This is a genomic window from Acidobacteriota bacterium (assembly GCA_028874215.1).
GTDB lineage: Bacteria > Acidobacteriota > UBA6911 > RPQK01 > JAJDTT01 > JAJDTT01.
The window spans coordinates 1-11,398 of record JAPPLF010000081.1 but is presented as its reverse complement, the minus strand read 5'-3'; the positions used below and the strand labels follow the sequence as shown (position 1 = coordinate 11,398).

Annotated in this window: 11 protein-coding genes and 1 tRNA gene; 4 read left to right on the top strand and 8 right to left on the bottom strand. The window is 58.8% G+C overall.

Going from position 1 to position 11,398, the window contains the following annotated elements; translation table 11 throughout:
• Window positions 1-954, bottom strand: a 954-nt coding sequence (locus OXT71_16455; GenBank protein ID MDE2927989.1) for a hypothetical protein, incomplete at its 3' end; no start/stop codon positions are given.
• A 61-nt stretch (window positions 955-1,015) separates the two neighbouring features.
• Between OXT71_16455 and OXT71_16450 the strand changes: the two genes are divergently transcribed.
• Window positions 1,016-1,089 (top strand) — tRNA-Ala (locus tag OXT71_16450).
• A gap of 22 nt (window positions 1,090-1,111) precedes the next feature.
• On the opposite strand, the gene OXT71_16445 is transcribed toward OXT71_16450, so the two are convergent.
• Complete coding sequence (locus OXT71_16445) at window positions 1,112-1,357, bottom strand: hypothetical protein (GenBank protein ID MDE2927988.1); 246 nt, start codon at window positions 1,355-1,357, stop codon at window positions 1,112-1,114.
• Between the two features lie 1,100 nt (window positions 1,358-2,457).
• Window positions 2,458-3,366, bottom strand: coding sequence for an IS1595 family transposase (locus tag OXT71_16440; GenBank protein MDE2927987.1), 909 nt, complete (start codon window positions 3,364-3,366; stop codon window positions 2,458-2,460).
• A gap of 507 nt (window positions 3,367-3,873) precedes the next feature.
• Here OXT71_16440 and OXT71_16435 point away from each other — a divergent pair.
• Complete coding sequence (locus OXT71_16435; GenBank protein ID MDE2927986.1) at window positions 3,874-4,452, top strand: hypothetical protein; 579 nt, start codon at window positions 3,874-3,876, stop codon at window positions 4,450-4,452.
• A gap of 210 nt (window positions 4,453-4,662) precedes the next feature.
• Here the strand turns inward: OXT71_16435 and OXT71_16430 are convergent, their stop codons facing one another.
• Both OXT71_16430 and OXT71_16425 read right to left on the bottom strand, forming a co-directional pair.
• The gene (locus OXT71_16430) at window positions 4,663-4,797 is read right to left on the bottom strand and encodes a hypothetical protein (GenBank protein ID MDE2927985.1); all 135 of its coding nucleotides are present in this window, start codon (window positions 4,795-4,797) and stop codon (window positions 4,663-4,665) included.
• Window positions 4,798-4,800: 3 nt separating this feature from the next.
• Window positions 4,801-5,145, bottom strand: coding sequence for a hypothetical protein (locus OXT71_16425; GenBank protein ID MDE2927984.1), 345 nt, complete (start codon window positions 5,143-5,145; stop codon window positions 4,801-4,803).
• 223 nt (window positions 5,146-5,368) lie between these two features.
• On the opposite strand from OXT71_16425, the gene OXT71_16420 reads away from it, so the two are divergent.
• Both OXT71_16420 and OXT71_16415 read left to right on the top strand, forming a co-directional pair.
• Window positions 5,369-5,848 (top strand): site-specific integrase, encoded by a 480-nt coding sequence (locus OXT71_16420; protein MDE2927983.1) that lies wholly within the window; start codon window positions 5,369-5,371, stop codon window positions 5,846-5,848.
• Between the two features lie 931 nt (window positions 5,849-6,779).
• Complete coding sequence (locus tag OXT71_16415) at window positions 6,780-7,070, top strand: hypothetical protein (protein ID MDE2927982.1); 291 nt, start codon at window positions 6,780-6,782, stop codon at window positions 7,068-7,070.
• 216 nt (window positions 7,071-7,286) lie between these two features.
• On the opposite strand, the gene OXT71_16410 is transcribed toward OXT71_16415, so the two are convergent.
• The 3 genes from OXT71_16410 to OXT71_16400 all read right to left on the bottom strand — a co-directional run bounded on the left by OXT71_16410 (window position 7,287) and on the right by OXT71_16400 (window position 11,215).
• Window positions 7,287-8,219 (bottom strand): restriction endonuclease, encoded by a 933-nt coding sequence (locus OXT71_16410; protein ID MDE2927981.1) that lies wholly within the window; start codon window positions 8,217-8,219, stop codon window positions 7,287-7,289.
• A complete protein-coding gene (locus OXT71_16405; GenBank protein MDE2927980.1) occupies window positions 8,206-8,544 on the bottom strand; it encodes a HigA family addiction module antitoxin in 339 nt (112 codons plus the stop codon). The genes OXT71_16410 and OXT71_16405 overlap by 14 nt, the downstream gene beginning before the upstream one ends.
• A gap of 124 nt (window positions 8,545-8,668) precedes the next feature.
• Window positions 8,669-11,215, bottom strand: coding sequence for a DUF3472 domain-containing protein (locus OXT71_16400; protein ID MDE2927979.1), 2,547 nt, complete (start codon window positions 11,213-11,215; stop codon window positions 8,669-8,671).
• Window positions 11,216-11,398 lie beyond the last annotated feature (183 nt).

The following is an 11,398-nucleotide window of genomic DNA, read 5'->3' as shown; positions in this document are numbered from 1 at the left end:
CGATTTGCTCGGCGTGGATCCGACCCGATTTGTTGCCAGTAAATGGCCAGGTTGATTTCTTCTATCTTCCTGTTCTATCTTCCTGATAGAGAAACAGTTAGACCGACTACCCGAAGTGAAGTTCCGGTTAGTGGGAGTGACCATCGTGCCCTCGTCCAAGCGGGGCGGTTGCCCGTCAGCGTACAGGTGGAGGTAGTCCAAATGGGCTGCTCTCCGGTGCGCCTCCTCCATCGGGTAGGTGTCGAAGGCCTTCTGCTCCAGTGTTTTGATATCCCTCCAGTCTCCCGGAGGGCAGGAGACGTCAGCTACGTCGTCGTAACGCTGCGCGTGCCAGCGCGCATTTCCGTGAGCGGGGGCGAAGGACTCCACGACCATGAGAGAAAACCCCAAGACTTGCTCCGGGTCATCTATCTTGACCAGCCAGCGGTCAAACTCGGAGACGTCACGGGGGTTGGTCTCCGCCTCGTTGACTCCTCCCGCTGAAAACCCCCGGAACACGTTGTCCCAGGCATAGACGTCGGTGAGCGTTCGTGTGCACTCCTCAGCCTTGAGAACCTCGTGGGCGTCCTCGATAGGCGCTCCGTAAGGATCGACCTGGACGCACTCGATTTCGTCCCTGAGCCGTCCGTATTTCAGTGGAGATTCGATCCCCCATTCGATGACGAGCGGATCCGGCAGGGGGATGAACATGGCAGCGTAGAACTTGCCCGGATGGTATTCAGACACCCGCCATTCTGCAATCCCTCCGCATTGGGCAGCGTCGCCTGAATTCAACTGAATAATCATTCCGTCCTCTAAGGGGTCCGGGACGTCCACCTGAACGCGGCAGCCGGGGCTGCTGTTGGGGATGAACCCCTGCTGGGTGTCGAACCCGAATTTGTCCTCGGCGTAACTGACAGCGCAAAGGGACAGCACAACAACAGCCCCGGGGAGCGAACTGCAAGCGTTCCTCATGGGGTCCTCCTCCTGCCCGTTTCGGGCGAGTTCTCCGGACGGTGAATAAGGGAGAGGAGGAGGCCCCGTAGCTCAGACGGAAGAGCGCCCGTGTGGCTAACAGGGAGGTCGCCGGTTCGAGTCCGGTCGGGGCTTCTCTCCTCTTCGTCGGACTTATTCACGAATCCTTGGGAGAAGATTGCTTCCAGCTGGGCAGCCCGTAAGCGGCTTCGCGCTTGACGAGACGAGAAGTGGACTTCTTCAGCTCGTCGGACAGCACAGTTCCGATCGACCCTTCAGGGTTTTTTGCGTTCCTTGCACAGCCGGCTTCGAGCAGTCGGGCGATCAGTTCCCGTCTTTCAAGAAACCGTCCTGCTATCCCTAGAATCCAGACAGCGTGCTCGATGATCGTATTTGGCGGCACGTACCCTCCCTGTGGACAGGACGCCCAACAGGTGCAGGAGGGTCCACTCTGGAATAGAATGAGTGTTAGGGCCTCCGTCCTCCTGCACCATGGACGTTGGCTTTAGAGGTTTCTGGTGTTCGCAGCACCAGAAACCTCGCCTAATCTGAGGAATTGTACGGGTTAGCTACTCCAGAAACAAGCCCGCAAACGGGGCCAAAAATTTGATTTGATCTGAGCTACGGAATTCTGCCAACTCAGTCCGTCCGGCGCTATGGTATCTTGCCAATTTGAACTGATCGAGGAGGGGCGGTGAAATGTCTATCTTTAAGCGCCCTCACTGGGTATGGACTCTTTGCAAATTGGCTTTTTGTACCTGGGCAGTTTATAGGCAGGCAGCCAATGTAGTCAGAGTCAATGACAGGCTCTTGGAAATCGTAAAGCTGTCCTCCCCGGTGACGAATCAAGAATTCCAGTTGTACCTCTGGTTGGTCTACCACGTCGTAATGTTTTTGGTGTGCATTACCGTTGCGCCGTTCTGGTTCACACCGGAAATAGTTTCAATTCTGCACTCGGATCGAATTTCAAGACTGCGGGAGGTGGGCCGATGGAGGTATTTCGCCAGCAAGATTTGGCCGGCTCCTCTGGTATGTCCTCTCCTTTTTTCCGGGATGCTGTATTCAGGCTACACGTTGTTGACTTCGATCATTGCGGTGGTCGTTGCCTACTTGCTTTTCCTCGCAATCACGGTGATTTATTCCCGGAAGTATCCGGAATGACGCACACTCGCTACTTGGACTTGCCCGTGGTGGGAGTGTGTTTGTCTGCGACTGGCTTGCGCTTGCGCGGCGAGGGAGGAGTCTGCAACAGCCGTCGGGCTAGATCCTCCGGGGTCATGCCTGGGGGTGGGGGTGGAATGATGACTGGTCGGGGCATTGATCCTACCCTGAGATGATGGTAAACTTGTCAGGAGGAGCGAAGCGAAACCAGGCCCCGGTGAAAAGGAACCTGGACTGAAAAGCCGAAAGCGTCTCCTCCACGATCCGTTCGCTCCTCCCTAGCTCTATCGAGCATAGCATCATATTCACATCCTCGCCTTGCTAAGCTGTGCCGTGCCTCATTCACTGCCCCCTGTCCCCGCTCGGAAGCCCGTTGTCGGCTGTGAGGTCTTTGTACATCAACCTCTTGCAAATCATTCGGGCCACGACCGCGCGCATCAATTCAATGGTATCGAGTTCCCGGAGGTTGTGGCGAGTCGCAAACTCGTTGACGTACCGGTGGAGGTGCTTGACGCTCAGCTTGTGGAACGTCCCCGCGTGAGCACGCTTGAGCATGGACCAGAACGATTCGATCCCGTTGGTGTGAACGTCCCCGCGGACATACTCGTGAAGGGTGTGCTTCACCGACCAGTGATTGGGGAGGACTTCGTAGATAGGGGAGTCGTCGCTGTAGTGGACAGCTCCGAACTGGACGTGGCGGGAGATCAGAGGGAACACGGTTTCCCGGTTGGCCTTGCCGATGACCTTCGCCGCGACCTGATTTGAGGGGCGATCCTTGATCCCGACCACGGCTGTCTTGCCCGCTGCGCCGCGTCCTGAGAACTGCTTGCGGCGCTTGTTGGACATATTCCGCCGTTTGCCTCCCATGAAAACCTCGTCGATCTCAACCGGACCCTCGAAGCGGTGCCGGGCGGGCGGCATCATAGCTTCGCGCAGCCGGTGCGCCATGAACCAGGCGGACCGCTGCGAGATCCCGAGGTCCCGGTGAAGCTTCATGGAGGAGACACCCTTGAGGCTGGTCATAGACAAGTAGATGGCCCAGACCCACTTTTTCAGCGGAATATGCGACCGCTCCATGACGGTTTTCGTGCGGACAGAGAAGAACTTCCAGCAGCCCCGACAGCGGTAGGGCATCGGCTTGCCGGACTTCATCTTGTAGGTGTCGCAGTCCCCGCAATGGGGGCAGGGGCGATCGTCGGGCCAGCGGGTCTTCTCAAGCCATTTGGTCGCGGTTTCCTCATCTGGAAACATCTCCGCCAACTGGATTAAGCTGATGCCCTCTCGATGGGCTTTTCCGGGAGCTTTTTTCTTCTTTTTTGTCATGTTGGGGGCATTGTAAACTATTTGATCTCGTTAGTCAAGTTTATAATCCCCATAAGTTGGATCTGCCGAGTGGGCCAACACTCGACAGAATCTAAGGTTAACTTGTCCTGCACCGAGGAGGAGTCATCCTGGAATTCATTCTACCCCTCCCAAATTGTTCTTTGGTGCAGAACGCATCAATCAGGGTGATTTCCGGTGTCACGCCTGGAACGAAAGGAGGTCCTTTCCATGAGAGTCAACCGTAGATATGTTTGGGCCAGTGGCGCACTGGTTACCGTCCTGCTGATCTTTCTCTGGTGGGAAACGGATCACAGCCTCGAACCAACACCCCACCAGGAGGCCGGAGCGTCACACACCACGCATCACGATCACATTCCCCCGCTTCCTTCCGTCACACTGGACTCTGATTGCGTGTCCTGCCCTCCGCGCCCATCCATGGCCGAAAAACGAGACCCTGTTTCTGAGGAAGCTGAGGAGGAGTGTTTGGAGATTCTACGCGCTGCTGCGGAGCAGGGAATCCCAGATCCCGATACGTCCCACGTGGAAGATTGCAACGGTACTCCCCTCGTTCATGCCCGTACGGCGGAGCAGGTACAGACACTCCTTGACGCCGGGGCGGATCCCAATGTTCATGGGGAATTCGGTCGTACGCCTGTGTCTCGACACCTTTTCAGGGCGGTAACTCGGCCCTCGGAGGAGACACACGAGATTATCCAGACGTTGCTTGCCGGCGGCGCCGACCCGTGGATGAGAAACCTTAATGGCGAACTTCCTTTGGATGCTGCCCGGAAGGTGAGCATGATGAGTGGCGCTCTGGCGCTCAAGGCAGAGGAGATGGTAAATGCAAGGCTGGCGGAGCGTGGGATCACCGAAGCACAGGCGTTTGCTCAAAGTCCTGAATTTGCAGTGCTTATAGGGAGGATGCGCCGCGGCCCGGAACTTGCCAGTAGAACGATAGCGCTTTTCATGGACGCTATGGAACGCACAAACCCTAACCCCCAGCTGACCCAATGAGGAACTAACTCGGTGACCCGGATTCGGGGTTCGTGGTGTTCATATCCTGCGCCATCTCGGCCAGAACCGCGAGCCTGGCCGTTGGCGTGTTCGTAGTCATGGCCAGATCCCCCGGTGGAGAACACACTGGTTTGGCCGTACCTGCCGCGCTCGCCGGCATCTGGAGAAGAACCAGGGTGAGCAAAGGTCCAATGACCTGTCGATTCGCCTTCATTTCGCTTCACCGCTTCCCTTGAATCGCCGGGCCAGGAACTCGGTCAGGGACTCGAAGGTCGCATAGATCGGCTTCGCGCCCAAACCGGCGATGAAGGCCGCGGGAAGCCACTGGGCGAGTTCAGGCGACATCAGTCAGTCGCGCACCAGGAGGCGACGCACGCTGGTGCGTACGCGTTCTGCGCGAGACGGAGCCGCCGGGTCGGCCCATCCCCTGCGGAACTCAAGCTTCCCGTAGCGGCTTTCAGCTTCTGTGACGGCCGCGTCCAGGGCGCGTCCGATATCCTCACCCTTGTGCTCGGAGACGACGATCTCTGCCGTAGCCTGCTTCCCGTCGAACTCAACCTTGACCGTGATGATGTCACCATCCTGCGTTCGGTACTCGCTCGCGGTGCGCTCGACATACAGGGGAGCCGTGAACCACAGTACGAACACGGCCAGCAATGCGACCAAAATCCACCACAGGGAGACTGAAATCATGCTTCATGATACCCCATTCGGGATCTGAAGCCGGTCCCTAGACACGTCGGCGTGCGGATGTCTACCACCTGCTGCGACACCAGTTCGATAGCTCTGGACCACATGGATGTCAGGTCTCCCCTGTTTTTCAGCAGACACCTCCAGAGAGGCGTCTGGCCGAGCAAAAACCAAGCCGTCACGGACATGGATTAGACTACGAAAAAGGATATTATACTTAGCTGTTATGAGCACTCGGGAACTCGTCCCGAAAAACCCCGATTCGCTCTCGAAAAACCGGCTCGAAGGGGCCTTCCCGACGGTCCTCGCGCGGGTCGGCAAGGCGGCTTGCTTCGCCGCAGACGAGTTCTTTCGGGCTCGGCTCTCCAATCCCCACACCCGGACCGCCTACGCCCATCAAGTGAGTCGCGTCCTGACTTGGTGTGAGGACCAGGGACTGGAGCTGCGCCAGGTGACGCCCGGCTTGGCCGGCCGGTTCCTGGAGGAGCTCCCTTACAAAGCGCCGACCAACAACTGGGCCCTGGCGGCGCTACGGCATTTCTTCGACATCCTGGTGGCGCGCCACGCGGTCCTCCTCAACCTCCGATTTGGGCAATGTCCGTTTTGCTGGTGTACCTGCGGAACGTATTATTGTACGCGTAAAGACCGCAACCGCTTCGATCGAAGGCCGTGGCGTTGCTGTGTCGAACGAGGAACTTCAATTTAGCTTAACGATGCCAGAATGAGTTTATCTATCCCCAGAGAGATGCTATATCGGAAAATGATCGCTATCGGACTTGTTCCCCTGGTACTGGTAGCGGTCCTGTCAGGCTGTGGCGGATCGAAGCGGCACATGCCGACTTGGTCCCGTGTACTCACTGTGCCTCCCCAGACAAAGACTGAGGTCCGACTGTACAAGGATGAAGCCCCTCCAGGAAGCCACAAGATCGAAGGCCGTTTCGGCTCAGCCACGGATGACTCCGTTACGCTGACCCTGCCGGATGGTCAAAGCCGTACCTTTCAGAAGCAATCCGTACGCGAGTTTCTGATCCATCGTCCGATTTCGAAACGGTGGCCGGGTTGGCTTACGTGGGGAGTCGCCCTCATTTCTATTCCGCTCCTTATGCCCGAACGAGGCGAACTCGTCGGGAGGAAGTTGCTGTTTGGCGGATTGATAGGTTTTCCGTTTGCGTGGGCGGCTTTCCACGGGTCGCGGATGGGTGGGATTTACGACGTTCCGCCCGAGTACCGGACGCTTCCACCGCCACCAGCTAAGCAGCCCAATGCCGGGAAAAAGCCTCCAGGGAAGAATTCACAGTGATTGAAAGGTTCGACCCCGACATCCGGGCTTGCTTTAGGCTCTGGGCTTCCGCTATCCATGGCCCGGCTGTTGGCCGCCAAGAAGCGGAAGCCGGGTCCGAAACCGGCTCCGAAGCCGGAACGAAGAGACAAGGACCGGGGGGACCTATCCCCCCAGCCCCCCCAGTTGCGCCCCATAAGAATGGGCCCCTCGCGCTGGGACCGCCGCAGGAGAAAAATTGCTCCCATAGCTACGCTGAGGGAGGTTTCCCAGCATCGAGGACCAGGACGGACTCCGCGTCGCGGTAGAGGACCTCGACGACCGTGCGGATCAAAGCTCCCCCCGTCTTGAGCGCATCGTGCAAATTTCCCATTGCATCCGCGACTTGGATATTGACCGGATCCTAATCTCGGAAGCGGCGCCGCTGGACACCCAGAATGAAGCCAAACTTCTCAACGTGGGCGGGAAGGTTCGCCAAGGCAAAAGAGACTTGCTCTCTTTCGGCGAGATCGTGGACCTCGAAGGTGTGAAAGTCGCTGACCAGGATGTAGCGAGGTTGGTCTCTCTCAGGCAGGCTGTCGAAATACTCGCCAATCTGGTCATAGGCACGCGACAGATCCCGGCCGGCGCTCTTTTGCTCGACGATTAGGACGCCTGCCTATAATAGGTCAATGAATCCGGGGCTGTTATCCAGCCGTTGTACATGCTCTTCATAACGAGCGACGGCCCGGCGGCGGACCCTAAAAATCCTGAAGAAATCATTGTAGAAGCTCTGCGCTTCACGCCTTTCGTCAGTCGCATGCTTCCATTCTTCGGCAAACCGGGCCGCTCGGGCTCGCATCTCAACCCACGAAAGACGCATCGTCTAAAAGGCTTCCTGCTCGAAGTAGTCTTCGTCGATTCGCTTGACCTCATAGCGAATCCGTGTTCGGACACCCACGCCGTGAGCAACCATTAAGCGCGCCAGTTCTGCCCCGTCGATCAAGATAATGCGCTTGGGGCTCAACCTGACATATTCCCTGGCGGCGGCTGTAAAGCTGGTGGTGGTGACAAATACACCCTTGTTAGTCCCCGCCGCATCGATCGCGCCGGCAAAGTTGCGCAGGGCTCCGGCGCCCACGGTATTGCCCTCAGAATATTTCTTCGCCTGGAGATAGACCTCGTCCAAGCCGAGTGCATCTTCCCGAATCGTGCCGTCGATCCCACCGTCACCAGAGCGCCCGATCACCTGCCCCATCGTGGCGTCGCCCCCGCCATAGCCCATGGCGATTAGTAGATCCACCACTACTCGTTCGAGAAACTTGGGATCCGCCTGCCGAAGCCGGTCCAGCACCTCCGTCTCAAGGGCCTCGCGCAATTGTCGGGTGAATCCCTCCAAGGCCTCCTCCGGCGTCTTCACCGGCTCACCCTGGTCTTCGCCCGGAGGGGGTTCCGCTGGCGGTTGATTTGTTCTGCGCTGGGAACGCCACTTGGCAAATGCCGGGTATCCATCGAGAAGCTTGATGTCGATCCGGGCTGGTGCTTGATCAAGCAATTGCGCGCCTTGTGTCGACACCTGATAGACACCGCGGCGAACCCTCTCGACTAGACCTGCTCGGGTCACATAGGATACCGCCCAAGCGATTCGATTCGAAAACACCGCCTGCTGCCCACTCGGGAGCAACTCCTGGAGATCCTCGGCCGTTAGTCGCTCGGCGGTGGCAACCCTCCTGCGAATCTCGGAAAGCCGTATTTCCCTACCGCCGGAAAGCGCCTTGAGGGCCGGCAGCATCAGCGTTTGATCGTCAGGAACGGGCATCGATCCTGCTCCCTGCTATCGGCGTCATCGTTTGCCGGGAATGAACGTGCTCGGCAATCCGGCGTCCAGATTCGATCTCTTCTCGCCGCAGCTCCCAGGTCTTTTGCAAGTTCAGCCAGACCTGCGGTGTCGTCCCAAAGTAGCGCGCCAGGCGCAATGCTGTATTGGCCGTCACCTCCCGCTGCCCATTCAGGATCGCCGTGATTCGATTTACGGGCACGTCCAGCGCTCTTGACAGCGCATTGGCCGACATGCCAAGCGCATCCTTCTCGTCCCGCAAAATTTCTCCCGGGTGCACCGGTCGCATTCCACTTTTGAAGCTCATCACCTCGACCTCCTCAGCGATAATCCGCGATCTCGACGTCGTAGGGGCCATCCTCTCCCCGGCGGAAGCAGATTCGCCACCGCGTACGAATCAAGAAGGGGACAGTCTATATCCCCTTGGGTCGTTATCGACCTCTAGGGCGGGGTTCCCCGAGGGGAATTAAGACTTCGCGTGAGGTTAGCGGACCACCTGCGGTTCGTCCACCCATTACGATTTCGAGTCCGGCCGCGTGATCCCGCGCCGCCAGATTGGCACAGGGGGGAGTACCCGGATTGCCTGAATCCTTCTGAGGTGCGAGGGTGCCTCTGGTGATCGGCTGCCACGAGTCACCGATCCGAGCCAGAGCTCGCCGAATGGCAGCGCTCCGGACAGGTTGGGCGAGGCAAGTTGGAGCCGTGCGCAAGAAGTCTTCCACAAACATATACGCCCAAGTCAGGTTTGCCCGCCGCCCGTATCGAAGCGCGCCAACGAACCTTCTTCGGTTTGCAGCCAAGTCGGTCACGTGCAACGTCATTACGCTGCCGCCGTTCAGTTCCTCTTCGGTGACCTCGAACCGGTACGTGCCATCAACACGCCACGGGTAGTTCAAGTCGCAGGACTGTCCCGTTCCTTCGTTTCCGAATCTCCTACAGATAAGGCCATCGCCTCTCCGGATAACTTGCGCCTTGATCCCGTCCACATCCCAGACGGAAAACTGAAGCTCGCGATCGAATCGAAATCCCCCTCGCTGCAACCCGGCATATCCACCCTCCCACCCGATGGCGGCGTAGTACGTGCCTCGTGGTTCGGTCAGTGGCGTCAGATCAATGGAATACCCGGTGCTAAGGGCACTATACATCCACACAACATTCTGGGCCCAAGGAGGTCGCCGGGACGTCACACTCTGGGTCGGGATCTCCACCGTCTGTGCCGATACGTCGTTCTCCACTGTCAGGGTGAGGGATCCGTTACCTGGAGACCCAGCAACCCACGTAGCGCTGATCCGACCATCCGTGCCTGTGATGCCCTCTGACGGATACACCCAGCCCGACTTCTTGTCAGTCCCCCACCGATAGGTCGCCTCGGAAACCGGCTCGCCCGAGTCGTCTTCTACCGTAACGATAATCAAATCCTCGGCCTGCTTGCCGGCTTCAACTGGGCCAAGGCTTGAGATGGTCGGCACGATAACTGCGATCTCTTGGGTGGAATCGAGGGCTGTCACCGGCACCGCCGAGAGTGAGGAGGTTCGCTTCCCGAACCGCAACCCGACCGGGGCGAACGGAGAACCGTCTGCGGCTCGCAGGAACAGCAGACCACAGAAACCCTTGAGTATCTGTGGATCGGTCCCCTCCAGCCACTCTGGAAGGGTCCAGGCACGCTGATGGAAATTCCCCCGGGTCAGGACCTCTCCGATCGGGTCTTTCCCTTCTTCGTCGCGGAACTGGAACTCGATCTCGGAGGAAGCCTCCGGTTTGAAGAGGGCCAGTCCCGCCCCGATGGTCTCTGATTCCTCTACGAACAGCGCGAATTCTTGTCCCAACTGGGCGGGCTCGACACCGACTTCGATTCCCGACTCGGCGTGCCGGTAGGTCAGCAGCCCCCCGACCGAGGATGACTCGGACTCGACCTGGATCCAGCCCCGCCGAATGGCCCCTGAGCCGGCACTTCTCAAGACTCGACTGCCAAGAGCCGGAATCTCCAACTTCAAATCGGAATCGAAAAGATCCAGAACGGGCTGTCCGGCCGCGTCATAGACGGCCACGACGGCCGGAGTGGCTGCGGTCGTGTTGATATTGGTGAGCACCAACTGTACGGACCAGTCTCCCCCATCCACGTAGTCAGGGAAGATCAGGGGCATCTCTTGAGGTTCCTCACTTTGGATCCGGATCGCCGGCACCGCCGAGAGTGAGGAGGTTCGCTTCCCGAACCGCAACCCGAGCGGGGCGAACGAAGATTCGTCCTCCGTCTCCATGAACAACAGACCGCGTAAGTCCCCTAAGAACTCCGTATCGACTCCTTGCACCGCGAACCATTCCGGGAGCGTCCGCGCCGCCTGCTGGAAATCCCCCCAGGGGACGAATCCACCCTCCAAGGGGTCGTTCCCCTCCTCGTCACGGATTCGAAGCTCGAGTCGGGGAGCGGAGTCCGGCTTGAAGACGACGACGCCGGCGCCGACACTCGGCGATTCCTCGACGAACAGCGCGAATTGAGACCCTAACTCGACGGGTTTGACGCCGACTTCGATTCCCGACTGCGCGTGCCGGTAGATCAACAACCCATTGACTGTGTCCGCATCAGACTCGACCTGGATCCAGCCTCGCCGAACGGGCCCTGAGCCGGCGCTTCTCAAAATTCGACTGCCCAGAGCTGGAATCTCCAACGTCAAATCGGAGTCGAAAAGATCCCGGACTGGCTGTCCGTCCGGGTCATAGATTTCTACCCGGGCCGCGGCTGCGGCATCCGGAGCGACGTTGCTGATGACCAACTGCACCGACCATCCCCCGCCATCCACGTAATCCGGGAAATACAGAGTCGTCTCCTCCGGCTCCTGTGCCTGACGGACGATCGCGTCATCTGCCGACCGGAGAACGCTCTTCGATGGGGGGCTGCCAGTCTGTAGCGGCGGCAGGACGAACAACAGCCACAGGGCAAAAAACGAAATCGAGAATGAGCCAAGTAGAGGACTCACCATTTTGATTCCTGATCCAGCCTAGACGGAGTGGGGGCGTCGTATCCTGGACACCTCCCTACCAAGCGGCGTGGCACGCCCGGGTCTTTCCGCATCCCGTCACCGCCTGAGGCTCCCGGCGTGGCTCAGACCGGTCCCGTCAGGGGATGCGGCCGTATACCAGCAAGTGCCGGTCGCTTGCAATTC

Excerpts from the sequence above, each read along its gene's own strand:
- OXT71_16425 (MDE2927984.1), bottom strand. The coding sequence starts at position 5,145 with ATGATTTCAGTCTCCCTGTGGTGGATTTTGGTCGCATTGCTGGCCGTG.
- OXT71_16400 (MDE2927979.1), bottom strand. The coding sequence starts at position 11,215 with ATGGTGAGTCCTCTACTTGGCTCATTCTCGATTTCGTTTTTTGCCCTG.
- OXT71_16430 (MDE2927985.1), bottom strand. The coding sequence starts at position 4,797 with ATGTCGCCTGAACTCGCCCAGTGGCTTCCCGCGGCCTTCATCGCCGGT.
- OXT71_16410 (MDE2927981.1), bottom strand. The coding sequence starts at position 8,219 with ATGCCCGTTCCTGACGATCAAACGCTGATGCTGCCGGCCCTCAAGGCG.
- OXT71_16405 (MDE2927980.1), bottom strand. The coding sequence starts at position 8,544 with ATGAGCTTCAAAAGTGGAATGCGACCGGTGCACCCGGGAGAAATTTTG.
- OXT71_16420 (MDE2927983.1), top strand. The coding sequence starts at position 5,369 with ATGAGCACTCGGGAACTCGTCCCGAAAAACCCCGATTCGCTCTCGAAA.
- OXT71_16440 (MDE2927987.1), bottom strand. The coding sequence starts at position 3,366 with ATGTTTCCAGATGAGGAAACCGCGACCAAATGGCTTGAGAAGACCCGC.
- OXT71_16435 (MDE2927986.1), top strand. The coding sequence starts at position 3,874 with ATGGCCGAAAAACGAGACCCTGTTTCTGAGGAAGCTGAGGAGGAGTGT.